We start from the raw sequence: 24,187 nt of genomic DNA, 5'->3' as shown, positions 1-24,187 counted from the left end.
CAGATAGTCGACGACCCCCATTGGCCGCCTCGTCTGACCGTCGTCGGCCAGATTCCGCAAGCCTAGCCATGAAATCGCGTGCGCGGCAAAGCTAGTTTTGGTCGTCAGAGGAGAACACGAAACCCCCGGCAAGTCACAGGGGTCGCGGCTAGGGTCAAACAATGAGAATTCTGGTCACCGGTGCGACAGGTTACATTGGCGGGCGGCTCGTGCCGAAGCTTCTTGAGGCAGGCCACGAGGTGCGGGTGCTCGTGCGGGACACGGCCAAGATGCGCGACGTGCCGTGGGCCGACCAGGTCGAGATCGTCAAGGGTGACCTCGGCGATCCTGCCTCGCTCGTCGATGCCGTGGACGGCATCGAGGCGCTCTACTACCTCGTGCACGGAATGGGCGGGTCCGGCGATTTCGAACAGGCAGAGAGGGAGTCGGCGATGAATGTCGCGCGTGCCGCCCTGGCCGCGGACGTGCGCCGCATCGTGTACCTCGGTGGGCTGCACCCGGACGGCGAGCTGTCGCCGCACCTTCGATCGCGCGCAGAGGTCGGTCGCATCCTCATCCGATCCGGGGTTCCGACCGTCGCACTCCAGGCCGGGGTCGTGATCGGATCCGGCTCCGCCGCGTTCGAGATGATCCGGCATCTCACCGACGTCCTGCCCTACATGCCCGCCCCCAAGTGGGTGCGCAACTTCATCCAGCCGATCGCCGTGCGCGACGTGCTGCACTACCTCGTCGAAGCGGCAGAGCTGCCACCAGAGGTGAACCGCACGTTCGACATCGGCGGACCGGATGTGCTGCGCTACGGCCAGATGATGAACGGCTACGCGCTCGAGGCCGGCCTGAAGCAGCGGGCGATCGCCGCGCTGCCGGTGCTCACCCCGTGGCTCGCCTCTCAGTGGGTCAATCTCGTCACACCCATCCCGCGCCGCCTCGCGATCCCCATCATCGCGTCGCTGCAGTACGACTGCGTGATCCACGAGCACGACATCGCCAACTATATTCCCGCTCCGGAGGGTGGGCTGACGCCGTACCGGACCGCGGTACGGCTGGCCCTCGGCCGGATGCGCGACGGCGAGGTCGAGACGAGTTGGCTGAATTCCTCCGTCGAGGGCGCCCCGGCGAACCTCCTGCCCTCCGACCCCGACTGGACCGGCCACACGGTCTATCTCGACCTCAAGGAGAAGCACACGGACGCGTCGCCTGAAGACCTGTGGGCGGTCATCGAGGGAATCGGAGGGGACAACGGCTGGTACTCACTCCCGGTGGCCTGGGCCGCGAGGGGAGTCTTGGACAAGCTCGTCGGGGGAGTCGGTCTGCGCAGGGGACGGCGCCACGCTGAGACGCTGAACTCGGGTGACGCGCTCGACTTCTGGCGTGTCGAGGAGATCAGGCGGGGCAGCTTCCTGCGCCTGCGTGCCGAGATGAAGCTTCCGGGCCGGGCGTGGCTCGAACTCAGTGTGGAACCGGCTCTCGGTGGCGGGTCGGACTACCGCCAGCGCGCAATCTTCTTCCCCCAGGGCCTCGGCGGTCGCCTCTATTGGTTCTCGATCCTCCCGTTCCACGGCATCATCTTCAACTCGATGGCCACAAAGATCACTCAGACTGCCGAGGCGAGAGCTGAGAAGTCGGTGCTGGGAGGGGAAGAGAAGGTCATCGCGGCCTAGGGTGGAGGAAACCACACGCTGCTCCGGCGAGCGTGATTACGGGGAGGTCTTCATGAACGACGCACAACCAGACGGCGCGACGGGCGAGCACGACGGCAGCCACCAGCATGACGCGCACGACGAGCGCGACACTGTCGCGTTCCTTGGTGACAGCCTCACCGCCGGCGGTCGCTGGGCCGATTGGTTCCCCGATCTGAACGTCGTTAATCTGGGCGTCGACGGGAGCACGACAGATGACCTGATCGCCCGGGTCGATGACGTCGTGGAGCTGCGGCCGGACGAGATCGTCATGCTCATCGGCACCAACGACCTCGGCACACGCCAGACCGTCGAGCATCTCGTGCGCAACATCGAGTCGGCGTGCGTGAGGCTGCGCAAGGAACTGCCCGGCTCGCGGATGCTCGTGCAGTCGATCCTTCCCCGCGGCCGCGAGTACGCTCACCGAATCCAGGACGCGAACATCCACCTGCGCCAATTCTCCTCAACCGTGCGCGCCCAATTCCTCGACCTGTGGCCCGCGATGGCGCTCGAGGACGGTGAGCTCAACGCCGAGTTCTCCGACGATCGTCTGCATCTGAACGATGCAGGCTACGAGGCATGGCTCGGCGAGCTGCGGCCCGCCCTCGTGCGGCTTCGGGAAATGCCGCCGATGACCACTCCGATTCAGATCATCAGGCCCGACCAGTACACCCGCCCGCCCCGCTGACCCGAGCGGCGACCGCTAGCGTTGACGCGTGACCACCTATCCCACTCCCGCCTTCCGTCGCACCGCCCTCGTACCCGGAGTGCTCGCCGCGATCGTGCTCACGGCGGGCGCCGTGCTTGTCGGCACGGAGGGGTTCACCTGGATCCGCTACGTGACGAGCATCTTTGCGCTCATCATCAGCGTGTTCGCCTGGCAGTCCCGCCAGTGGTGGTGGCTCATCGCTCTGGTGCCCATCGCGGTCGCTTGGAACCCCATCATCGTGATCCCATTCGACGGCGTGGCGTGGCAAGCGGTGCAGTTCGTGGCCGCCCTCGTCTTCGTTGCGGCGGGCCTCCTGATCAAGGTGCCGAACCCCGAGGACCGCAACCGGCGCTGACCGGACTGGCAGGCGGGGAGAACCCGTCCCGGGCGGGGTGATAATGGAAGAAGCTAAGGGCCCGAACCAGAAGAACGGCAGCGGGCCAGGCTCAGACGATTGGGCCCTGAATGACCGACAACCTTGCGCCAGTAGTGGTGTCATCCCTCGCTTCCCCCGGCGTGATCCGGCGTGCCGACGTCGTCGTCCGCAAGGGGATGTTCACACTCGTCAACGGCCATCTCACGCCGCGCGAATCGATGATCGAGGATCTCCTGTTCCTCGGTTCGGTGCTGGATTCCGCTGAGATCCCGTTCTTCCTGATCCGTGACGGAGGGGACCGACCAATTATCGCGGTCGACTTCTCCCGGCGGAAGAAGCTGCGTGCGGCCCTCGCGGAGGCGTGCGCGAACGAGCCGTTCTACTCGAAGCCCGCCGGCGAGCGGGGCCGTCCGCCCGTTCTCGTGGCCGAGGGTCGGCTCGCGGGTGACGCTAAGGCGCGCGCCTTCACCCTGTACCGCCCGCGCATCGAGCCGCAGGGGCGGCTGCGCTACGGCTCCGCGACCGGCGTCAGGGTCGAGCTGTGGGAGTGGGTCGGCGGGACGATCATCGCCCCCGCCGAGAACGCCCTCATGCGGAACACGTTCCTCGCAGCCGACGCGGTCGAGGGCACCGTCGACCTGTTCGGGCAGACCTGGCCAACTCTCGACGGCATGTTCGCCGAGCACGCGAGCGACATCGGCTTCGACATCGACATCGTCTTCTCCTGGGTCGATGGGGCGTCGATCGACTGGCAGCGCGCGCGGGCGAAGCGCATGGAGAGCTACGTCGTCGGCGAAGGCGACAGCTCCGAGGCGCGCTACCGCCAGATCGACGAGCTCAAGTACGCGCTGCGCTCAGTGCACCTGTTCGCGCCGTGGATCAGGCACATCTTCATCGTGACAGACTCGCCGGTGCCCGCGTGGCTCGACGAGCACGCGGACGTCACCATCGTGCGCAGCGAGGACTTCTTCGTCGACACCTCGGTGTTGCCGACGCACAACTCGCACGCGATCGAGGCGCAGCTCCAGCACATCCCGGGGCTCTCTGAGCACTTTCTCTACTCGAATGACGACATGTTCTTCGGTCGCCCGATCTCGCCCGACATGTTCTTCTCCCCCGGCGGGGTCACCAAGTTCATCGAGGCGAACACGCGCATCGGACTTGGCGAGACCCACACCGGCCGCAGCGGGTTCGAGAACGGCGCGCGGGTGAACCGCCGGCTGCTCGACGAGCGGTTCGGAAAGATCACCACGCGTCACCTCGAACACGCCGCGACCCCGCTCCGCAAGTCGGTGCTGCTCGAGCTCGAGCGCGAGTTCGCCGAGGACTTCACTCGCACGAGCGCGAGCCCGTTTCGCTCGGCGACCGATATCTCGGTGACGAATTCGCTGTATCACTACTATGCGCTGATGACCGGCCAGGCCGTCACCCAGACGCAGGCGAGCGTCAAGTACGTCGACACGACCATGCGCGAGGGGCTCCGTGATCTGAAGCGGCTCCTCAAGCGACGCTCGTATGATTTCTTCTGCCTCAACGATGGCAGCTTCCCCGAGATCGACGGTGCGGAACGCGCGGCGGCGGTGCTCTCGTTCCTGGATCGCTACTTCTCGATTCCGGCGCCCTGGGAACGGGCGCCGGCAGACGAACAATCCGGGGTGCTCGGTCGGTCGGATAGCGAAGCGGGCTAAGCCCCGCCCTCAGAGGGCGGCGACTGCGGCGAGCGGGAGCACGAAGGGCGGTTCCGCGGTGACGTGGGGGTTCACGGCATCCGGGATAACAACGCCGTGCTCGGCGAGGATATCCACGGTCTGCTCCGCTGTGACCCAGTTCGACACCGTCGGGTAGTTGCCCACGGGCACCACCGAGTGGAGCACGGTGTCGTCGTAGACATGCACAAGATTGAATGACTGCGCCCCATCGCGACCGCGTGTGCCGCCGACCGGAACATTGAGGTCCTGGGTGTAGCAGGTTGCCGACGCGACCGAGACGGGAACCCCCGCGAACGTGGCTGTCGTCGAGTAGTGGAGGTGCCCGGCGATGATGCTGCGCACATCCGAGCCCCTGATCACTTCGGCGAGCCCGTCCTGCTCGCGGAGCTCCACGAGCACGGCGAGGTCAAGAACGCTTGGCACCGGAGGGTGGTGCATCGCCAGGATGGTTCCATGCGGCGCCGGCACCGACAGCTCCTCGGCGAGCCAGTCGAGCTGCTCGTCGGAGACGATGCCGTGGTGGTGGCCCGGAACAGTGGAGTCGAGAGCGATAATGCGCAGACCGTTGATGTCGTGCACCCGGTCGATCGGGTTGGAGGTCGGCAGCTGGCCGAGCAGCTCGCGGCGGAACGTGGACCGGTCGTCGTGGTTGCCCATCACCCAGACGACTTCCGAGCCGAGCCGCTCTGCGACGGGCTCGATCATCTCCCGGAGCTTGGTGTAGGCGCCCGCCTCGCCCTTGTCGGCGAGGTCTCCGGTGAAGACGATGGCCTCCGGGCGGGCTCCGGATGCCTCGAGCTCCGCGACCAGCTGCCGCAGCAGGCCCTCGCTGTCGACCGCTCCGTACAGGTGATCATCGGCCACGAAGTGGGTGTCGCTCAAGTGCAGAATGAAATGGTCTGGCCTCGCGTACTGGGCCCTGTAACCGGACATGAGACCCATCACAGCACTTAAACCTTGCCAAGGGGTGAACAAACCACGGAGAGTCTGGCCCCCAAGGAGGGTACACTCGTGTCTCGGTTGTGCGAGTTACGGAGCGTCGGTGTGGAAATGTGGCCCGCGATCCGCGTAGTCTGTTAGCAGCGCACGACGAATCCGCTTTCCGTCCCGACCTTGTCCGCAAGTTGCTCGGGGCTGGATTCCGCGCCCACCGGTCTGTGATCGTCCTCCACCGGAGGTCGTCCGGGTCGGCACCCCAGCGGTGCACGACCCTCCGGCAGGTAGCGTCAGCGCCGCATCCGTTCAGCTCGCTCAGCTCAGGAGGAACATGGCTCGGTCAGGCCAGTCGAGGACGTCCCAGCGGGGACAATCACCCAAGAGGACAGCATCCGGTCGTCCGTCGCAGCAGCGACGAGCGCACCACGGTGACGAGGTCGGTCTCATCCCCGTGCTGGCGCGCGCCGTGCGGGAGATCGAGGCGGCGGCAGAGCGGGGCAAGGTGGGGCCATCGAACCGCACCAAGTTCCAGGTTGTCGCGCTGCTCGTGCGGGAAGAGCGCTCGCGTGCCAAGAAGGACACCGAGGTGACCGACTCCGAGCGCGCGGAGGTGCTCAAGCGCCTCGACGGTGTCGCTACGATTCTCGCCAAGACGGCCGCGCGGGACACCTCGCTCATCCAGCTCCTCGCTGAGGACGCGGTGGTGTCGGATGCCGCAAGAGGGCTGCGCCGCGACATGCTGATGGCCTCAGGTGTGCAGATGAGCCCGGACGACCTCGTGATCACGAAGGAGCCGGTCGCGGTCGCGCCAGCCGCCGAGCGCCAAGTTGTTCCGAAGTCCGTCGTCGCGAGGCAACTGTCCAACCCGTTCCTCGCCCCCGATTTCAGCCAGAGTGTGAGGGCCAAGCCGACGACCAGGCGACTTGCCAACTGGGAGCTGCTCGAACCGCTGTTCCGCGCCTTCGAATACGGCGCCGGCGGTCAGGCAGCGAGCATGCACCTGCCTGACCCGACGGCAGGCGACCGCCGGGTTCCGGGCGGACGCGAGCTCTTCACCCATCAGGCCGCCTTCGTTGCGAGTGTGCGCGAGGGCCACCGCAGCTACCTGCTCGCCGACGAGCCTGGACTCGGGAAGACCGCTCAGGCGCTCCTCGCCGCGGCCGCATCGAACTCCTACCCCCTGCTCGTCGTCGCGCCGAACGTCGTGAAGATGAACTGGGCGCGGGAGGTCGAACTCTGGACGCCGAACAAGACGGCGACCGTCATCCACGGCTCGGGTGAGAGCCTCGACGCCTTCGCCGACATCGTGATCGTCAACTACGACGTTCTTGACCGGCACGTCGGCTGGCTGCGCACCCTCGGGTTCAAGGGCATGGTCGTCGACGAGGCGCACTTCATCAAGAATCGCGAGTCGCAGCGGTCTAAGCACGTTCTGTCGCTTGCCGACAGCATCCGTGCCCGCTCGCCGCGCGCACTCATGATCGCGCTCACGGGCACCCCCCTCATCAACACGATCGAGGATTTTCGGGCGATCTGGCAGTTCCTCGGCTGGATCGACGGCGAGAAGCCCACGGCGACGCTGCTCGACCGGCTCGAGGAGACGGGGCTCACGCCCGCCGACTTCGGCTTCTTCGCCGAGGCGCGCCAGACTGTCATCGACATGGGAATCGTGCGGCGTAAGAAGCTCGATGTCGCCGCCGACCTCCCGTCGAAGCGCATCGCCGACCTGCCCGTCGAACTCGACGACGAGGTGGGCCGCTCCATCCGCGAGGCCGAGGCGGCTCTGTCGAAGCGCCTCCTCGACCGCTATAACCGCGGCCTCGAGCTGTCGAAGAATCCCGACGAGATCGACAGGGACGCGCTCGTGCGGCTCGTCGCCCAAGCCGAGCTGGAGGAGTCCAAGGCGGCCAAGACGGGCGAGAATGTCTTCACGATGGTGCGCAAGATCGGAACGGCCAAGGCTGTGCTCGCCGCCGATTACACCGCGCAGCTCGCCCGGTCCGTGGGCAAGGTGGTCTTCTTCGCGAAGCACATCGACGTCATGGACATCGCGGAGCAGACCCTCGCGAAGCGCGGCCTCAAGACCGTCTCGATCCGAGGCGACCAGACCGCCGCCTTCCGGCAGGCACAGGTGGACGCGTTCAACAACGATCCGGATGTCTCCGTCGTCGTCGCGTCGCTTACGGCGGCCGGCGTGGGCCTCAACCTGCAGGCCGCGTCGAACGTCGTGCTCGCGGAGCTCAGTTGGACGAGCGCGGAGCAGACGCAGGCGATCGACCGTGTGCACCGCATCGGCCAGGAAGAGCCTGTCACGGCGTGGCGCATCATCGCGGCGCAGACAATCGACGCGAAGATCGCCGAGCTCATCGGCAGCAAGGCTGGCCTCGCCGCCCGCGCTCTCGACGGCGACGATTCCGTGGTGATCGGTGAGTCGAGTCTGCAGCTCGACGCCCTCATGCACCTGCTGCGCGAGGCGCTCGAGGTCTCGGGCCAGTTGCACTGACGTTGCGGGGGCTGCGAGTTGCCCGGTTGTGTCGGGTTCCGGGCGCTTGAGGGGACAGGTGTGGGCGGTTCGCCTGGCGTGCGGACCCTGGGTCAGGAGGCGGCGCGTTCCACCAGCCGGTCGATCGCGGCGAGCGGTATCGAGAGCCAAGCGGGTCGGTTGCGCGCCTCGTAGACAGCCTCGTACAGGGCCTTGTCAATCTCGAACGCATCGAGCAGCGAACGGTCCGCCCGCAGGTCCGTGCCGTAGCCGGAGATATACCCGTCAAGGAATGCACGCCTCGCCGCGAGCGCCCAGTCGGTCACGGACTGGCCGCGGGATTGGGCGACGGAGCCGGCGACATAGTCAAATGAGCGCAGCATCCCGGCGACATCCCGCAGAGGGAAGTCCTCCCGCGCACGCTCGAGCATGGGGCGCATCGGCTCGCCTTCGAAGTCGAGGATGATCCAGCCGCGGCCGGGCACCCAGAGCACCTGGCCGAGGTGAAAGTCGCCATGGATGCGCTGCATGGCGGGCCAGACGGATGTCGCTGCCCGCGTATAGACGGACTGGAGCGCCGCGCGGTGCTGCTCGATCCCCGGCACCTCCGCGACCGCTTCGTCGAACCGGGCCCGCATGCTCGCGATGGTCGCGGCGATGTCGCGTGGGGCGGCCGCGTGCGTCGGAAGTACTCCGGCGAGGGTCGTGTGCACGTCGGCGGTGGCCTCGCCCAGGGTGCGTGCCCGCTCGGTGAAGTCCTCGCCCGCCTCCGCCGCCTCGAGGGCCACGCGCCAGGCATCCTCGACGCCGGGGAAGAACTCCTGAGCGAAGGCGAGGTGGCCGTGGGCGAACCCCGTCGGTTCTCCCGTGTCGTGCCACTGGCCGTTGATGTGTCCGATGGACTGCGGCACGACGGTTGAGCCAGCGCCGGCGAGAGCACTGAGGAGCGTCACATCGGGGTTCTCGCCGTGATGCAGCGACCGGAACACCTTGCAGATGATCGGCTTGGCCCCAGTGCCGTCGAGCCCGACCATGTCGTAGATGATCGAGGTGTTCGACTGCTCGCCGGAGAGCACGCGGGCACCACGGATCTCGATCGCGGGCGTCGTCGGGACGCAGTGTCCGCGCGCGGCAATGCCGGGCGCGCCATCGTCGGGGAGTACGGCGCCCTCGTCGAGGATGAGGCGAAGGATTGCCTTGGCGCAGGCCTCGTCCCGCGGGCCGTCGTAGACGAACCGGGTGACGCCGTTCTCCTCGTAGCTGCCGATGAGGGCATGATCGAGTCCGGCGACAGGTGCCGACCTCTCGGTCAGCGGCACCTGATAGAGCAGGGGCCGCTCGGCCGTGTCGAGGAAGAGGTGGACGGTGATGTGAGCCTGCCCGTCCGGGTCGGGCAGGTCGAACCCGCCGAGTCTCTCCCAGACCGGGGCTCGGCCCTTGCCCGCGTACCAGCGCTGCTCGGTGATCCAGGTCGACAGGAATTCGGGCAGGGCTGTCATGGTGCCTCCAGCTGGGTCGGGCGGATCGCGTGGTGTCACGCCGCGAGGCGTGCCGTGACCTCCGCGAGCGAGGGATTGGTCGCCGACGACCCGTCAGGGAACAGCACGGTCGGCACCGTCTGGTTTCCGCCGTTGATCGTCGCGACGAGTTCGGCTGTTCCGGGAACGGCTTCGATGTCGATGTCGCGGTACGCGATGCCCGCTTTGGTCAGCTGCGACTTCAGTCGCGTGCAGTAGCCGCACCACGGGGTGGAGAACATCGTGATGCCGCCGGCGTCGGGGGTGTAGTTCACAGTCATTTCTCGAGCCTACGCGCCGCGCCTGAGACATCGAGAACCCACGCGTACTCGAAGGCGCGCTCACGCCACGCTTCGTACCGTCCGCTCACGCCACCGTGGCCCGCGCTGAGCTCGGTCTTGAGCAGTGCCGGTGCCCCGACCTCGCGCAGGCGGGCCACCCACTTCGCCGGTTCGACGTACAGCACCCGGGTGTCGTTGAGGCTCGTCACGGCGAGAATCGCGGGGTAGGTCACGTCGTCGCGCACATTTTCATACGGCGAGTAGGACCGCATGTACTCGTAGACGTCGCGCTCGCTGAGCGGGTTTCCCCACTCGTCCCACTCGATTACCGTCAGCGGCAGTTCGGGGTCGAGGATGCTCGTGAGCGCGTCGACGAAGGGCACGCCGGCGAGGATCCCGCGGAACAGGTGCGGGGCCATGTTCGCGACGGCGCCGACGAGCAGGCCGCCGGCGCTGCGCCCCTCCGCCACCAGTTGCTCCGGGGTCGTCCGCCCCTCGGAGGTGATATGTTCGGCGACGGCGATGAAGTCGGTGAAGGTGTTTCGCTTGGTGAGGGTCTTGCCGTCCTCGTACCAGCGCCGGCCGAGCTCCCCTCCGCCGCGCACGTGCGCGATCGCGAAGAGCATCCCGCGGTCGAGCAGCGACAAGCGGGCGATCGAGAAACTCGGATCCATGCTCGCCTCGTAGGAGCCGTAGCCGTACAGCAGGGTCGGCGCCGGGCGGGAGGCGTCGACGAGCCCCTTCTTCCAGACAAGGGAGATCGGCACCCTCGTGCCGTCGGATGCCGTCGCCCAGTCCCGCGCCTGCTCGTAGTCCTCGGGGAGGTAGCCGCCGAGCACATTCTGGCGCTTGAGCAGCCGGTATTCGTTCGCGTCGACGTCGTAGTCGATGACGGATGTCGGGGTGACGAACGAGGTGAAGCTGAGGCGCAGGGTGGGGGCGTTCCACTCCGGGTTGGCGCCGATGCCCACATCGAAGAGCGCCTCGTCGAATTCGAGCTCGCGCAGGGCACCGTAGCCCACGAATGCCGCAACGGCGACCCTGGCGCTGAGGGGGATGATTCCCACCCGGGTGAGGGCCTCACGACGGTAGGACACCACGAGGTGTGAACGGAACGCATCCACTCCCTCGAGGCGGGCCTGCAGCGAATGGGGGATGACGACCAGACGGTCACCGAGGGGGTCTGCAGCGGCGACGTCGACGAGCTCGAAGTTCTCCGCGCCGTCGTTGTGGGTAATCAGCAGCCGGTCCTCGCCGGCGACGACGGCGTGCTCGACGTCATACTCGACACCCTCAACTCGTGGCCAGACGACGCGGAACTCTCCCGTCGGGTCGGCGGCCTCGACGAGGCGCACCTCGCTCGTGATCTTCGACCCGATGTGGATCATCAGGTACTTGCGGCTGCGGGTGCGGTCGACCCCGACCCAGTACCGATCGTCCGGCTCGGTGAACACGGTGACGTCGTCGCCCGCGGCGGTGCCGACCCGGTGCCGCCATACGGTGTCGGGGCGCCAGGCGTCGTCGACGGTGCAGTAGAAGACATAGGCACCGTCGAGCGAGAACAGCGCTCCGGCCGCAGTGCCCGGAATCTCATCGATCGAGCTGACCTCGCCCGACGCGATGTCCCTGATCCTCAGGGTGTAGCGCTCGTCTCCGGCGACGTCGACGGCCCACGCGAGCCGGGTGCCGTCGGTGGAGACGTCGAAGCTGCCGAGCGAGAAGAAGGCGTGCCCCTCCGCCTCGGCGTTCGCGTCGAGGAGCACCTCCTCGCCGTCGACGGGGGAGCCGGCATCCGTCGCCGGTGCGCTCCAGTCGTCCTCGCCGGCGATCGGCGCGCGGCAGTAGACCCCGTACGACTTCCCCTCGACAGTGCGGGTGTAGTACCAGTGGCCGCCGCGGCGCGTCGGCACCGAGAGATCGGTCTCCTGGGTCCTCGCCTTGATCTCGCCGTAAATCTCGTCCGTCAGCGACCCGAGATCGGCGGTATTCGCAACCGTCCACTCGTTCTCCGCCGTGAGGTGAGCGATGACTGCCGGGTCATCCTTGTCGCGCAGCCACTCGTAATCGTCGGTGAAGTCGTGACCATGGTGGGTGCGGACGATGGGCAGCCGGCGGGCGGAAGGCGGGTTCGAATTGATCACCCTCCACCGTACCGAGCATTGGCCGCCCGGATCACTCGGCGAGGAGCAGTTTCCAGCGGATGAACGCATCCGGGTCGATCGGCAGTCGAGACCAGACCGAGTGCTGGCGCAGCCCGACCGCGGCATCGAGCGCACGGAGGATGCGGCGGTCGTCGGGTGTGAGCTCCTGCCGGGCGCCGATCGGATTGTGCACGAAGGACACGAGGAACGCGGCGTTCCTTGCATGCACGAACGGTTCGGTCGTGCTGGATCCGAACTGCGCGGCCTCGTAGACGATGGACGCGAGCAGGCTCGGCAGCGGGACGGACGGTGCGCGCAGTCCCTTGCTCGCGCCGCGGGGTTCGCAGCGTTCGAGTGCCTGGTCGCCACCGCTCAGGGAGGTGACTCCCGTCACATCCACGATCCACTGCTGGGGAAGGTCGCTGAGTGATCCCCGTTCCGGCAGTCGGCTGAACCGAAATTCCGTCGCGATCGAGGTCCCCTCGAGCACGAATCCGAGTTCGCGCAGGCAGCGGATGACCGTGGGCATGGCGCTCGCCGTCGTCACCAGGCGGCCGAGCGGCCGCACGCTGTGGCTGACGAGCTCGCAGTCACGGTCGTGGGCGAGGGCGTGGGCCAGGACGGCGTGCCCTCCTACGAGAACCCAGGAACCCTCGTCGAGCAGCGCGCTCAGGTCAAGAATGGTGTCCCAGAGTTCGTCTCGCCAGACGGCGGATTCCGGAACGGCAAAAGCAATACTCACTGCACGACCCCCATCGATGCTGTGAAGCGCATCCGGCGCCCCGAGGACCATCTAATCGCAGTGGCGGGGCCCTGCGCTCCCCCCGTTCGGGAATCGGGGTGGCGATCCCCCCTCTGGCGGCGATCGGTCCTAACCTGTTGAGCACGACGCCTCGAGCACCGGTGGAGCCTCCCCGGTTCGGGCGCGGGATCGGTGGCACGGCATGCCAATGACGACGCACGAGGAAATCGAGCGCAAGTACGAGGTCGACGGGGATTCATCGGTTCCGGACCTCTCCGACATCGCGACGGTGGAGCCGTCAGCGAAAGTGCTCCTGACGGCCGACTACTTCGACACCGACTCTGGCGATCTCGCCGCGCACCTCATCGTGTTGCGGCGCCGCGTCGGCGGGGACGACGAGGGGTGGCACATCAAGTTCCCGGCTGCGGTGGGTCGCACGGAGCTGCACTGGCCGCTGTCGATCGGCGGAGCAGAGAATGCGCACGACGCGCCCGGTGCGCCCGACGCGGCCGACGCGCACGAGGACGCGACGGCCGATGCGCCCGTCGCGCACGAGGACGCGCCCGTCGCGGTGCCCGCCGAGGTGATCGCGCCCATTCTCGCGCTCGTGCGCGTGAGACCGCTACGGATCATCGCTCGCCTGCGTACCCGCCGCACGGCGCTGCATCTCATCGACGATTCCGGCCACCGGCTGCTCGAGCTCGCCGACGACAGGGTCGAGGCGAGCGATAGCGCCACGGGCACGGTCAGGACCTGGCGCGAGTGGGAGACCGAGCTGCTCGACGGCGCACCCGAATCGACGCAGGCACGTTCCGCGTTGCTCGACGCGGTGGAGGCTCGGCTGCTGGCCGCCGGGGCACGGCCGGCCGTGAGCGCCTCGAAGCTCGCGACCGCGCTCGGTCGGACGAGTCTTGCGCCGGTGCACCGGGCGGTGTCGCTCGATCGGGCGAGCCCGGCATCCGAAGTCCTCCTCGCGGCGGTCGGCGCCCTGGTCGAGGACATCGCCAGGATCGACCCGCTCGTGCGGCTCGACCGGCCCGACTCGGTGCACCAGCTGCGCACGAGGGTCAGGCGGCTTCGGAGCCTGTTCGCCTCGTATCCGCGGGTTTTCGATCGCGCTGTGACCGATCCGATCCGCGACGAGCTTCAGCACCTCGGGGTCGTCCTCGGCGAGGCGCGGGATGCCGAGGTCATGCGGGACCGCGCGCGCTCGTTGATCGCCGACCACGACGCGCTCGTGCCGGGGCTCGACACGCGACTCGTCGACGGCTGGGCGCGCGCCCACACCGATGGGCACGAGCGGGTACTCGCCGAGCTGTCGGTGCCTCGGTACCTGGCGTTGCTCGACTCGCTCGACGGTTTCCTGGCCCGCCCGCCGCTCGCCAAGGACGCCTTCGTGCAGGCCGGTATCGCGATTCCGCCGGCGTTGGCGCGGGACCTGAACCGGGTGCTGCGCAGCGCGAAGTCGGCGGATGCCGCCCAGACAGAGCCCGAGCGAGTTGAGCTTCTGCACGCCACGCGCAAGGCGGCGAAGCGACTGCGCTACGCGGCCGAGGCTGTCAGTGTCGGCGACGCTGGCGTGTTCGGCCGCCGTGTGCGCACGGTCGCGGCGGCCGCCGAGGCCATCCATGACCTGCTCGGCGAACATCGCGACAGCTCCCTTATGCAGGAGCACCTGCGGGCGACCGCCGGCTCGGGCAAACACACGTTCGACTATGGGGTGTTGCACGAGGTCGAGCGGCATGGGGCGGCGCTATGCCTGGCCGACTACCCGAGGGCGCTGCGCGACCTCAAGCGGCTGCGCTAGCGGGCGCGCTCGCTTTCGCGCTGGCCAGCAGCTCGGGGGCGGATGCCGCGGGCGTAGCCCACCGCGGCGCACGTGGCGGCCGGGCCTGGGGCATCCGCGGGTATAGCGCTCAGCCGTGGGTATAGCGCTCAGCCGCGGGTATAACGCGGCTGCGCGGGTGGCGGAGGAGGCCATTCGGTATCAAAATGGGAGAGAGATCCGCTCGCGCGGGCAGCACGCGCGAACGCGTGTGGCCCACCTCCCGCGCGAGCGCGCGTGACCCGCGAATCTCGCTCATGCCCTCCGAATCGGATGCTGACGCGGGCAGTGCGCGTATCCGCGGGCAACACGCTCATCCGCCGGCAGTAACGCAACGTCGGCGACATCGCTGTTTCGCAGCGCGGGGGTGAATCTCGTCGCCGATGCCTCTGCGTACCGAGTGTGCCTCTGCGCGCCGAGTGTGCCTCTGCGTACCGAGTGTGCCTCTGCGCGCCGAGTGTGCCTGGAGCACGAAGGACGCTCGGTGCGAACGGCCACACTGGGCGTGCGGATGCCGACGCACGACGCGTCAGTGCAGGTCCCAGCCGGGGATCACCTCGAAGGTGGACTGCTGGCCGATTCCGCGCTCGAGGAAGGCGACGAGGTCGTCGAGCGCGCGTCGAGAGCCCTTGACGGCCCGCGGGTATCGGGCCCACTCGTCGGCAATGTCCCGGTATTCCGTTTCCCGCACAGCGACGCCGGCGCGACGCATCGCCGCCTCGAGTTCGACGACCCCCGCTCGGTCCGCCGCCGACTGGGACGCCTGGAGCAGCGTGGTGGGAAGGCCGGCCGGCTCGAGACCGGGCATCCCCGGCGGGGCGACGAGAACGAGGCGCGACGCTGGCAGCATCCTGCTCGCCAGCACCCCGGCCTCGGCGTGATCGCCCTCAGCGACGACGGCGCTCAGCCCGGCATCCAGCCCCCGCTCACGGGCGATCCCGCTCGCGCGCTCGATCGCCGAGGTCGCGTCCTCGTCCGCCCCGGCAACGTAGACGACTCCGGGTAGTCGGGCGGCGATCGACCCCGCGAGCCAGCGCAGCCCCGACGGGTGCCCGCTGAGGCACAGCACGAGGCACCTGGCCGGCGACTCGTCGCTCTGCCAGAGCGTGCCCGGCCCGGAGCGAACCGCCGAGACCCCGCGCACGCGAGGGGATGTCGCGGTGGCAGCGAGCCCGGGGGCGCGACGCTCGGCCCACCGGACGAAGCGGAGAAGCTGGCTGGCGATGGTCGGTCCTCGAGTCGATGGATGCGGCGGCGCGACCGGTGCTACGCGGCGCCGTGCCCGGGCGGAACCTGCTCGCCCGGCAAGGGAGGCGCCGGGGGAGTGCCGTCGCCGAAGGGGCGCCCGCCGAGTGATTCCCGGCCGTGCGGGCTCAGCCAACCTGACAGGTCGGGACCCTTGGGCACGATTCCGGTTGGATTAATGTCGGTGTGCACGAGGTGGTAGTGCTGCTTGATCTGCACGAAGTCGATCGTGTCGCCGAAGCCGGGGGTTTGGAACAGATCCTTGGCGTAGGAGTACAGGGCCGGCATCTCGCTGAGCTTGTTGCGGTTGCAGCGGAAGTGGCCGTGGTAGACCGCGTCGAACCGGACAAGCGTGGTGAACAACCGCACGTCTGCCTCGGTGACGGTGTCGCCGACGAGGTAGCGCTGGCCGGCCAGCCGCGCCTCGAGGGCATCCAGTCGGTCGAACAGACGGTCGTACGCCTTCTCGTAGGCGCTCTGCGAGCCGGCGAACCCGGCACGGTAGACGCCGTTGTTGACGTCGCGGAAGATACCGTCGTTGATCTCGTCGATCTCCGCGCGCAGCTCGACCGGGTACAGGTCCGGCGCCCCGTCGCGGTGCAGCGCGCCCCACTCGGTCTCGAAGTCGATGGTGATCTGCGCGTAGTTGTTCGTGACGACCTTTCCGCTTGCGACCTCGACCACCGCAGGGACGGTGATTCCGCGGGGATAGTCCGGAAATCGCGCGAAGTAGGCCTGCTGAAGCCGTTCGATCCCGAGCACGGGGTCGACGCCCGCGGGATCGAGGTCGAAGGTCCAGCTGCGCTCGTCGTGCGTCGGCCCGGGCATTCCCAGGCTGATGGCTGCCTCGAGCCCGAGCAGGCGCCGGACTATCGCCGTGCGGTTCGCCCACGGGCAGGCCCTGGCCGCGACGAGCCGGTACCGGCCGGCCTCCACGGGCCAGCCGTCCCGCCCGTCGGCGGTGATGCGGTCCTCGATGTAGGTCGTGTCGCGAGTGAACTCCGCACCGGGGATGACGTAGGCGCCCTGTGCGGGCTGAATCTCTTCGGTCATTCCTCCAGACTAGGCAGTCCTGTCTGGAAACTACGCGTCGCGTTCGGCGAGGTACCGGTTGAACTGCGCCGTGAGCTCGGACTCGGCTGCGCGGGGTATCCCGTCGACGGCCGTCACGGGCGCGGCGTGGCGCACGCTCGAGACGAGCCAGACGGCCGACGCCGAGTGGAGGTGCTCGATGGTCGTCAGTTCGAGGGCCGTCGGGATGCCGCGCTGGGCGGCGAAGGCGAAGAGGCAGTTCTGGGTGGTGCCGTCGAGGATCGCGAGTCCTGGGCCGGGCGTGACGAGCTGCCCCTCGCGAAAGAGCAGCACCGTCGAGGTCGGGCCCTCAAGCACGACGCCGTCGGAACTCACGAAGATTACGTCGTCGGCCCCGCGCCGCTGAGCCTCGCGCAGCGCAGCGCTGTTCACCGCGTAGGAAAGGGTCTTCGCGCCCTGCAGGAGCCAGGGCGATGTGCTCGCAATATCGTGCCGGTAGCCGCGATCCAGGGTCACGACGCGCAGCCCGACTTGTCGTGCCGCCGTGAAGTCCGAGCTGGCGAAGCCGTGCACCCATCCGGTCGGGCGGCCGTCGCCCTCGATTCCGCGGGTGTAGATCGTTTTGATCGCTGCCTCGCTGTGGCCGGCGAGGGCGTCCGTGACCGCGGCAATCGCGGCCCGCCAGGCATCCAGGTCTGGCTCGGGCAGGTCGAGCGCCGCCGCCGACCTCGCGAAGCGACGCAGGTGCGCCTCGAGCGCCTGCGGGGTGCCCGAGACCGCCCCGATCGTCTCGAAGATGCCGTCGCCGCGGGTGATCCCGAGGTCGCGCACACCAACATGGAACGCGTCAGGATCGACGAATCGCATCGGGGCGACGTCGTCGAGACTCCCGGGCGCGTGCCGGGAGGGCTGGTTCAGGATTACGAGGGCGGATGCCGGGGTGGTGCTCATTAGCCCAGCTTATGGAACCTGCATCGGCCCGCCAGCTGCGTCATCGATATCGTCCTGGGAGGTGCCGAGCTTTCCGCTGCCGGGGAGGGCATCGACGACCGCATCCAGCGCTTCGGGGGCCGAGTCGTCGATCTCGGCTTCGGTCTCGCCTGCATCAGTCGGCTCGGATTCGGGGCTTGAGGACTCGCGGTCGCGATCGCTCATGCTCCGACGCTAGCCCGCGGGCTTCGGACCCGACAACCCCAGCGCGCCGACCACCCCATCGCGCCGTCGCGCGGACGGCTGCCGCCGTGACCCTGCAGATAGAGACCGATCCCGGTTCGATGCAGCGCACATCGGCCCGACGCACCCCGAGTCGGGCCATTCTCGCCAACTCGTGTCCCCCTTCCTCTGGACCCCCGGTCGGGGGGCCGCGCGGTAGGGCACATGCTGCCTAGAGTGGAACCAGCAACTTAGCCGGGGGGCTAGGGATGACGGCGGCACGTGGTCGGCATCGGGTCGCGGGGGCGATCGGATGCGGAAGTCAACGACCACGGGCAGCCGTCATTGCTGCAAAGAAGGGCGGGGCTTCGGGAGCCTCGGCATTCTTCTCGCCACAGACGGGGGTCTGGGGTTAACGAAAACGGGGGCGGGAACCGCGGATCATGACGGTTCCCGCCCCACTTCTCGATCCATCACGATGACGTCGCGGTCATGGATCGAAGCGCCGGGACCCTCACGACTCGGGAATCGGACCTAGGCGTCAGGCGCTTATGCAGTGAGATTACGCCGACGGCCGAGAATGCTGGTACCCCTTGACTTGTTCGCGGGGGCGCGTAATCGAGCGATTCGCAGACGCTGGTGTTGTTCGCTGGCGCGCGTGCGATTACACCCACCGGCGCGCGCAACACCAGCGCGACAGTTTGTGCGCGCTGAATACTCGGGGCCGGAGTGGGGCTAGCCCTTGTCGCTGGTGCCGTCGGTGCCGTCGTTGCCTTCGCCGTCGTTGTCTGTGCGCGGCTCGCTGCCGGTGACCTTGTCGGCGGCGGTCTTCGCGGCCTCCGCGACCTTCTCGCTCACGTCCTTCGCGGTGTCCGCGAGTTTCGATGCGGCGTCCACCGCTCCCGCGACGGCTACCTTGGTGCCCTCGGAGACCGACTGGCCGGCGATCTTCGACGTGCCCGCGATCTTCTCCCCGGCGGCTTTAGCCCCCTCGGCGGCGACCTTGGAGCCCTCGGCGACCTTCTGCGCGGCGACCTTGGCGCCTTCGGCGACCTTGTCCGCGACGATGGGGGCGTTCTCCTTGACGAAGTCTTCGGCATCGTGAACGACCTTCTGCACGCGCGGGTCCTCCCACGCCTCGGTGCTCTTCGCCTTCAGGCGCTCGTAGGGCGCGCGGCCCGACCGGGCACCGAGTACGTATCCGGCGGCGAGTCCGACGATGAAAATCAGTTTGAGGCGCATTGCGGAATCCTTTGGTCGAAAACGATCTCGTGAGTGACGCTTGAATCTACGGTACTTCGTACGCGTCGAGCGTGCGACCGTGGGTGACGGCCCGGCCCGGTGCCGCTACGGTCGCACCGACCGCACGAGCCGACGGCGCCAGCGGTGGATGGGGTGCTCCCCAACGCCGTGCACGGCGACGGTGTGCATCGCCCGCCTCGTGCGGACGAGCATCGATGCAGCTCCGGAGAACGGGCGGGACGAGATCCCCACCTGGAGCCGCCGGTCCACGAGCACGGTCGAGCACGGATCGAGGTGGTAGCTCAGGTCGAAGTCGTCGTGAACATCGGGGTCGTCGCGGTGCACTCGGGCAGACACGTCGCGCCAGACGTCGGTCCTGATAGCGAAATTCGACCCGAACAGCGGACGATGGGCGAGGGCGCCGTGCGCCAACACGAAGTAGGCGCGCATGTAGAAGATGTCGGCAAGCACGCGGCGCACGGGTCCCAGCTCGTAGAAACGGCCAGGGCCGGTGATGGCCACGGCCTCCGGATGCGCGTCGAGTTCGATCGCGATGCGCTCCAGCCAGTCGTCGTCGGGTCGGGAGTCGGCGTCGCAGCGGGCGATCACGTCGCCGCTCGCGTGGTCGAACCCGGTCGCGGCGGCGGCCCAAATACCCCTTTTTCGTTCCGGAATCACGATCGCTCCGTGCCGCCGGGCGACCAGGGCGCTGTCGTCGGAGCTGTCGTTGTCTACCACGATGATCTCGAGTGCGGAGATAGTTTGGCCAGTGATGGCCAACAGGCAGAGGTCAAGCTCTCGTGCGTCGTTCTTGACAGGCACAACGACGCTGATTCTTGTCACGTGGTTTCCCGCACGACGTCGGCCGCGTTCTTGTCTGGTCTCCATCCGCGCCAGGCGGGATGACGAAGGCGTCCTGTCGACGTCCACTCGGCGAACTCTACCTCTCCGACGAGTGTGGGGGCGAGCCAGTGCGCGTCGGACTCGTCGGCTCTCGGCACGTCGTCGAATGGGGACTCCTGTCGTTCCAGCCCGTGGAAGCGGGCGGCGAGGTTGTCGAGGGCGCGGTCGCTGAATCCGCTTCCGACACGCCCGACGTAGTGGAGGAGGCCGTCGCCGGGCACCCCGAGCAGAAGCGAGCCGACCGTGCCCGCCCGGCGCCCCCGGCCGGCACGCCACCCGCCGATGACGACCTCCTGGGTGCGGCTGTTCTTCACCTTGATCCAGCTGCGGGAGCGTCGTCCCGCAGCGTAGGTCCCATCGCGTTTCTTGGCGACGATGCCCTCGAGGCCCAGCTCGCTGCTCGCGGCGATGGCCGCATCGGCATCTCCGTCGAACACGGGCGACACCTCGAGCGGACCGCGCGCGGTGACACCGTGCTCGAGCAGCGCCCGGCGATCGGACCAGGGTTGCCGGACGAGGGACCCGCCGTTCGCCTCGAGCAGGTCGAACACGACGAAGCGGGCCGGATGCCGCGCTGCCGCGGTCCTCGCGTCGGCGCCGCTGAGGTTCATCCGGGTCTGCAGGAGGCTGAAGTCGGGACGGCCCCGGGAATTGAACACGACGATCTCACCGTCGAGCACCGCCGGGCCCCGCTCGAGGAGCGAGTCGTCCACCGCCTCGCGGATCTCGGCGAGGTCGGGGTAGCTCCCGGTCAGGTCATTGCGGTTGCGACTGGTGAATGTCACGGCATCCGGCCCCAGAGTGGCGATCGCGCGGATGCCGTCCCACTTCATCTCGATCGCCCAGTCGTCGTCGCGCTCCTTGACGTCGGCGAGGGTACCGAGCGTGGCTAGCATCGGCGCGACGGCCGGGCGTGGCGTCCCGGATTCCGACGCGCTCGACGCGCGGGCATCCGTTCCCGGCCCGCCGGCCATGGGCCCCGAGCGATGGGGATCCATGAGGTGGATGAGCCACTTGTTGTCGCCAGTGTGGATGAGCGCGTACTTTCTGGTGCCGCGTTTCTCGCCGTGCACGATGACGATGACCTCCTTTCCCTCGCGCCACTTCTCGAGTTCGTAGGTTCCCGCGTCCCAGATCGTGACCTCCCCAGCCCCATACTCGCCCGCGGGGATGATCCCCTCGAAGGTGCCGTATTCGAGCGGGTGATCCTCGGTCTGGACGGCGAGGTGGTTCTTGCGCGGATCGGCGGGCAGCCCCTTGGGGAGCGCCCAGCTCACGAGCACCCCGTCGTGCTCGAGCCGGAAGTCGAAATGCAGGCGGCGGGCGTGGTGTTCCTGGATCACGAAGCTCGAGCCGTCCTCGGCCGTCGCGGCGGTGTCGGGCCCCGGCACGGGCTCCGGCGTCTTCGCCCGGTCGCGCATGCTCCGGTACTTCTCGAGCCGGTCCTTCGATTCGGCGGACATCTCGAAGTGCGCCATCCTCGTCGACGTCGGCTCGAGCGCCGCCAGGTGGCCCTCGCTCAGGCGGGCGAGCGGGTCCCCGACACGTGAGAGCCGGTCGAGCACCTCGCGGTAGTCGAGCTGGGCGAGCCTCGGTGAGGAGAGCTCGCGCCAGGTTCGCGGGGCCGCGACCGTCGGCCGTCGGCGCCCTCTCAGGGAGTACGGAGTGATGGTGGTCTTGTTCTGGTTGTTCTGGCTCCAGTCGACGAGCACCTTGCCGCCCCGCAACGCCTTCTTCATGTCGCTCACGATGAGGTCGGGGTGGTCGGACTCGAGAGCGCGGGCCAATTCGCGCGCGACCCGCGACACAGCTTCGGGGTCCTGGCTGCCGTCGAGCGCGGCGTAGAGGTGGATGCCCTTGCTTCCGCTCGTGACCGGCATCGGATCGAGCCCCATCCCGGTGAGGATCAGCCGCGCAAGACGAGCGACCTCGGCGCACTCCGCCAGCCCGGCGCCCTCACCGGGGTCCAGATCGAGCACGAGCCGGTCGGGGCGGCGGAGGAGCCCGGTCCTGCCGAACCGCCACTGCGGAACGTGCAGCTCGAGGGCGGCGGACTGGGCCAGCCAGGTGAGGGTCGCCCGGTCGTTGACCAGCGGATACTCAATCACACGTTCGCGGTGCGCTATCGCTGTGCGCGGCACCCAGTCGGGAGTGCTGGCGTCAAGGTTCTTCTGAAAGAACGAGGGTTCCGGATGCTCCTGGGTGCCGACCCCATGCACCCAGCGCTTGCGCGTCACTGGACGATTCGCCGCGTGGGCGATGAGTACGTCGGCGACCCTCGCGTAGTAGTCGAGTACGTCGGCCTTCGTCGTGCCGGTCTCCGGGTAGAGGATCTTGTCGAGGTTGGTGAGGCGGATGCGGCGGCCGTCGACGGTGACGATCGTCGGCGCCGACGGGGTGGCTTCTGCTCGGGACATGGCTCATCCTCACCGGGTGCTCGCCCCGCGGGACAGCCCCTTGACCGTGAGGCCGGGAACCCCACGGGGTTCCGTCAGACGACTTACCGTCGCACAATGGTGCACATGCGAGCGATCTGGAGTGGCGCAATCACCTTTGGCCTCGTCAACGTGCCGGTGAAGCTCTACAGCGCCACCGAGGATCACGACGTGAAGCTGCACCAGGTGCACGATCGCGACGGCGGGCGCATCCGCTACCAGCGGCGCTGCGAGGTGTGCGGCAAGGTCGTCGACTACGAGCACATCGACAAGGCTTTCGATGACGGCGAACGAACGGTGGTGCTCACCGACGAGGACTTCGATGCGCTTCCGGCGGAGAAGAGCCGGGAGATCGACGTCGTCGAGTTCGTTCCAACCGAGCAGATCGACCCGATCAGGTTCGACCGCAGCTACTACCTCGAGCCGGCGTCGAAGTCCACCAAGGCGTACACCCTGCTGCGTCGTACGCTTGAGGAGACCAACCGCACCGCCATCGTGCATTTCGCGCTGCGACAGAAGACCAGGCTCGGGGCCTTGCGGGTGCACGACGACGTGCTCGTTCTGCAGGCGCTGCTGTGGGATGACGAGGTGCGCGAAGCATCGTTCCCGTCACTCGACGAGCGCGTGTCGATCTCGGCGAAGGAACTCGAGATGTCGGAGGAGCTCATCCGCAGCTTCGAGTCTGACTTCGAGCCGGAGCGGTTCAGCGACAACTACCAGGACCAGTTGCGCAAGCTCATCGAGGCGAAACTCGACAGCGGCGAAGCGATCGACACGGAGACGACCCTCGGGGAGAAACCCGAGGGCGAGGACGGCGGCGAGGTGCTCGATCTCATGGACGCGCTGCGCAGGAGCATCGACAAGTCACGCGCCGCGGGCGGCCAGGAGAAGAAGAAGGGCGGGCGACCGCCCCGGGCGGCCAAGCCGAGAGACACGGCGGCTTCCGGTTAGATCATTCCCCGCAGATCCGTACCCCATTGGGGTACAAATCGGGGTAAACTAGTTGGTGGACCCGGATTCAGCCGGGCGCTGAGTGTCAACAGTCACCTCGAAGCGGTCAACCCGCGTCGCCAGAAGCGGGGCGACAACGAGGTCGGTGTTTCGGGACATCGGCATCCGGTTCGTGCACTGCGCACTCGATGGGCCGACCTGGCTCACCGCTCCTTCTCAGGGCCAGGTCCGCCGCCCTCTCCGCGCTGCTGGTCGGGGCTGACGCCAAGCCGATTCGACACGATCGGCAGGGTCACGGCGGTGCCGATCATGAGCGCGAGCAGGAACCCTCCTGCGATGAAACCGGCGGTGCGCCCGAGCACCACATCGAAAATCAGCAGCACCGTTCCCGCGAGCACCGTCGCAACGCCGACGAGCACGACCTTGAGGACGCGATTGCCCACGCCGACAAGCTCATCCTTGGCCCCGCGCCGGAAGAGGGTGCGGTGCACACTCACCGGCAGGAGCGACACGCTGGTCGTCAGGGCGGCGAGCACTACGAGCACGAGGTACACGCTGACCTGGAAGGTGTCGAGCTCGCTGAAGCGCTGCTGGAACGGGAGCGTGAGCAGGAATCCCGTGATGATCTGGGATCCAGTCTGGGTGACCCGCAGCTCCTGAAGGATTTCGTTCCAGTTGCGCCGCAGCCGTTCCGGCTCGGGATCGTTGGAGGCGTTACCGGGCTCGAAACCGTGGTTTTCAGTGTTCGGCCCCGCGGTAGCAGGCTCCTCGGCGGCGTGGGCTGGGCTCATCTTTCGATGTTTCATCGGCGGGTCGTCAGCTGGCAACCC

At 68.0% G+C, this 24,187-nt stretch carries 20 protein-coding genes; 7 read left to right on the top strand and 13 right to left on the bottom strand.

Annotated features, from left to right (window positions below):
- Window positions 1–161 precede the first annotated feature (161 nt).
- The 4 genes from BHD05_RS13730 (at window position 162) to BHD05_RS13715 (ending at window position 4,452) form a co-directional block, all read left to right on the top strand.
- Window positions 162–1,661, top strand: coding sequence for an SDR family oxidoreductase (locus BHD05_RS13730; protein ID WP_161886924.1), 1,500 nt, complete (start codon window positions 162–164; stop codon window positions 1,659–1,661).
- 52 nt (window positions 1,662–1,713) lie between these two features.
- Window positions 1,714–2,367 carry a GDSL-type esterase/lipase family protein gene (locus tag BHD05_RS13725; protein ID WP_161886923.1) on the top strand — a complete coding sequence of 218 codons (654 nt, stop codon included), beginning with the start codon at window positions 1,714–1,716 and terminating at the stop codon, window positions 2,365–2,367.
- A gap of 28 nt (window positions 2,368–2,395) precedes the next feature.
- The gene (locus tag BHD05_RS13720) at window positions 2,396–2,743 is read left to right on the top strand and encodes a DUF6804 family protein (protein WP_161886922.1); all 348 of its coding nucleotides are present in this window, start codon (window positions 2,396–2,398) and stop codon (window positions 2,741–2,743) included.
- A gap of 110 nt (window positions 2,744–2,853) precedes the next feature.
- The gene (locus BHD05_RS13715; RefSeq protein WP_161886921.1) at window positions 2,854–4,452 is read left to right on the top strand and encodes a stealth family protein; all 1,599 of its coding nucleotides are present in this window, start codon (window positions 2,854–2,856) and stop codon (window positions 4,450–4,452) included.
- 9 nt (window positions 4,453–4,461) lie between these two features.
- Here the strand turns inward: BHD05_RS13715 and BHD05_RS13710 are convergent, their stop codons facing one another.
- Window positions 4,462–5,406, bottom strand: a complete 945-nt coding sequence (locus tag BHD05_RS13710) for a phosphodiesterase (protein WP_161887562.1) — start codon at window positions 5,404–5,406, stop codon at window positions 4,462–4,464.
- 334 nt (window positions 5,407–5,740) lie between these two features.
- On the opposite strand from BHD05_RS13710, the gene BHD05_RS13705 reads away from it, so the two are divergent.
- Window positions 5,741–7,912 carry a DEAD/DEAH box helicase gene (locus BHD05_RS13705; protein ID WP_161886920.1) on the top strand — a complete coding sequence of 724 codons (2,172 nt, stop codon included), beginning with the start codon at window positions 5,741–5,743 and terminating at the stop codon, window positions 7,910–7,912.
- A 92-nt stretch (window positions 7,913–8,004) separates the two neighbouring features.
- On the opposite strand, the gene BHD05_RS13700 is transcribed toward BHD05_RS13705, so the two are convergent.
- From BHD05_RS13700 to BHD05_RS13685, 4 genes are read right to left on the bottom strand one after another with little or no spacing between them, the layout of a single operon-like run.
- Entirely contained in the window at window positions 8,005–9,390 is a 1,386-nt protein-coding gene (locus BHD05_RS13700) for a maltokinase N-terminal cap-like domain-containing protein (RefSeq protein WP_161886919.1), read from the bottom strand.
- A gap of 35 nt (window positions 9,391–9,425) precedes the next feature.
- A complete protein-coding gene (locus BHD05_RS13695; protein WP_202614227.1) occupies window positions 9,426–9,689 on the bottom strand; it encodes a mycoredoxin in 264 nt (87 codons plus the stop codon).
- Complete coding sequence (locus tag BHD05_RS13690) at window positions 9,686–11,830, bottom strand: S9 family peptidase (protein WP_236966556.1); 2,145 nt, start codon at window positions 11,828–11,830, stop codon at window positions 9,686–9,688. The genes BHD05_RS13695 and BHD05_RS13690 overlap by 4 nt, the downstream gene beginning before the upstream one ends.
- A gap of 31 nt (window positions 11,831–11,861) precedes the next feature.
- Window positions 11,862–12,572, bottom strand: a complete 711-nt coding sequence (locus tag BHD05_RS13685) for a hypothetical protein (protein ID WP_161886917.1) — start codon at window positions 12,570–12,572, stop codon at window positions 11,862–11,864.
- A gap of 202 nt (window positions 12,573–12,774) precedes the next feature.
- Here BHD05_RS13685 and BHD05_RS13680 point away from each other — a divergent pair, with 202 nt between their 5' ends.
- Window positions 12,775–14,379, top strand: a complete 1,605-nt coding sequence (locus BHD05_RS13680; protein WP_161886916.1) for a CYTH and CHAD domain-containing protein — start codon at window positions 12,775–12,777, stop codon at window positions 14,377–14,379.
- A 547-nt stretch (window positions 14,380–14,926) separates the two neighbouring features.
- Here the strand turns inward: BHD05_RS13680 and BHD05_RS13675 are convergent.
- The 7 genes from BHD05_RS13675 to BHD05_RS13645 all read right to left on the bottom strand — a co-directional run bounded on the left by BHD05_RS13675 (window position 14,927) and on the right by BHD05_RS13645 (window position 22,388).
- A complete protein-coding gene (locus BHD05_RS13675) occupies window positions 14,927–15,541 on the bottom strand; it encodes a hypothetical protein (RefSeq protein WP_161886915.1) in 615 nt (204 codons plus the stop codon).
- A 122-nt stretch (window positions 15,542–15,663) separates the two neighbouring features.
- Window positions 15,664–16,695, bottom strand: a complete 1,032-nt coding sequence (locus BHD05_RS13670) for a glutathione S-transferase family protein (RefSeq protein ID WP_161886914.1) — start codon at window positions 16,693–16,695, stop codon at window positions 15,664–15,666.
- Between the two features lie 30 nt (window positions 16,696–16,725).
- Window positions 16,726–17,625 (bottom strand): aminodeoxychorismate lyase, encoded by a 900-nt coding sequence (locus BHD05_RS13665; protein ID WP_161886913.1) that lies wholly within the window; start codon window positions 17,623–17,625, stop codon window positions 16,726–16,728.
- A gap of 9 nt (window positions 17,626–17,634) precedes the next feature.
- Window positions 17,635–17,829 carry a hypothetical protein gene (locus BHD05_RS13660; protein WP_161886912.1) on the bottom strand — a complete coding sequence of 65 codons (195 nt, stop codon included), beginning with the start codon at window positions 17,827–17,829 and terminating at the stop codon, window positions 17,635–17,637.
- Window positions 17,830–18,561: 732 nt separating this feature from the next.
- Window positions 18,562–19,068, bottom strand: coding sequence for a hypothetical protein (locus BHD05_RS13655; RefSeq protein ID WP_161886911.1), 507 nt, complete (start codon window positions 19,066–19,068; stop codon window positions 18,562–18,564).
- Window positions 19,069–19,173: 105 nt separating this feature from the next.
- Window positions 19,174–19,911 (bottom strand): glycosyltransferase family 2 protein, encoded by a 738-nt coding sequence (locus BHD05_RS13650; RefSeq protein WP_202614226.1) that lies wholly within the window; start codon window positions 19,909–19,911, stop codon window positions 19,174–19,176.
- The gene (locus BHD05_RS13645) at window positions 19,908–22,388 is read right to left on the bottom strand and encodes an ATP-dependent DNA ligase (protein WP_161886909.1); all 2,481 of its coding nucleotides are present in this window, start codon (window positions 22,386–22,388) and stop codon (window positions 19,908–19,910) included. Before BHD05_RS13645 ends, BHD05_RS13650 begins: the two co-directional genes overlap by 4 nt.
- A gap of 105 nt (window positions 22,389–22,493) precedes the next feature.
- Here BHD05_RS13645 and ku point away from each other — a divergent pair, with 105 nt between their 5' ends.
- Entirely contained in the window at window positions 22,494–23,357 is an 864-nt protein-coding gene (ku, locus tag BHD05_RS13640) for a non-homologous end joining protein Ku (protein WP_161887560.1), read from the top strand.
- Window positions 23,358–23,560: 203 nt separating this feature from the next.
- Here ku and BHD05_RS16000 read toward each other — a convergent pair whose 3' ends face one another.
- The gene (locus BHD05_RS16000; RefSeq protein ID WP_236966555.1) at window positions 23,561–24,148 is read right to left on the bottom strand and encodes a DUF6328 family protein; all 588 of its coding nucleotides are present in this window, start codon (window positions 24,146–24,148) and stop codon (window positions 23,561–23,563) included.
- Window positions 24,149–24,187 lie beyond the last annotated feature (39 nt).

It is taken from the genome of Marisediminicola antarctica, from assembly GCF_009930795.1.
Taxonomy (GTDB): domain Bacteria; phylum Actinomycetota; class Actinomycetes; order Actinomycetales; family Microbacteriaceae; genus Marisediminicola; species Marisediminicola antarctica.
This window is presented reverse-complemented; position numbering and strand designations above follow the sequence as displayed.

Coding starts and splice junctions, on each gene's coding strand:
- BHD05_RS13710 (WP_161887562.1), bottom strand. CDS start 5,406: ATGTCCGGTTACAGGGCCCAGTACGCGAGGCCAGACCATTTCATTCTG.
- BHD05_RS13730 (WP_161886924.1), top strand. CDS start 162: ATGAGAATTCTGGTCACCGGTGCGACAGGTTACATTGGCGGGCGGCTC.
- BHD05_RS13655 (WP_161886911.1), bottom strand. CDS start 19,068: ATGCGCCTCAAACTGATTTTCATCGTCGGACTCGCCGCCGGATACGTA.
- BHD05_RS13645 (WP_161886909.1), bottom strand. CDS start 22,388: ATGTCCCGAGCAGAAGCCACCCCGTCGGCGCCGACGATCGTCACCGTC.
- BHD05_RS13680 (WP_161886916.1), top strand. CDS start 12,775: ATGCCAATGACGACGCACGAGGAAATCGAGCGCAAGTACGAGGTCGAC.
- BHD05_RS13700 (WP_161886919.1), bottom strand. CDS start 9,390: ATGACAGCCCTGCCCGAATTCCTGTCGACCTGGATCACCGAGCAGCGC.
- BHD05_RS13660 (WP_161886912.1), bottom strand. CDS start 17,829: ATGAGCGATCGCGACCGCGAGTCCTCAAGCCCCGAATCCGAGCCGACT.
- BHD05_RS13665 (WP_161886913.1), bottom strand. CDS start 17,625: ATGAGCACCACCCCGGCATCCGCCCTCGTAATCCTGAACCAGCCCTCC.
- BHD05_RS13705 (WP_161886920.1), top strand. CDS start 5,741: ATGGCTCGGTCAGGCCAGTCGAGGACGTCCCAGCGGGGACAATCACCC.
- BHD05_RS16000 (WP_236966555.1), bottom strand. CDS start 24,148: ATGAGCCCAGCCCACGCCGCCGAGGAGCCTGCTACCGCGGGGCCGAAC.
- BHD05_RS13725 (WP_161886923.1), top strand. CDS start 1,714: ATGAACGACGCACAACCAGACGGCGCGACGGGCGAGCACGACGGCAGC.
- BHD05_RS13670 (WP_161886914.1), bottom strand. CDS start 16,695: ATGACCGAAGAGATTCAGCCCGCACAGGGCGCCTACGTCATCCCCGGT.
- ku (WP_161887560.1), top strand. CDS start 22,494: ATGCGAGCGATCTGGAGTGGCGCAATCACCTTTGGCCTCGTCAACGTG.
- BHD05_RS13715 (WP_161886921.1), top strand. CDS start 2,854: ATGACCGACAACCTTGCGCCAGTAGTGGTGTCATCCCTCGCTTCCCCC.
- BHD05_RS13695 (WP_202614227.1), bottom strand. CDS start 9,689: ATGACTGTGAACTACACCCCCGACGCCGGCGGCATCACGATGTTCTCC.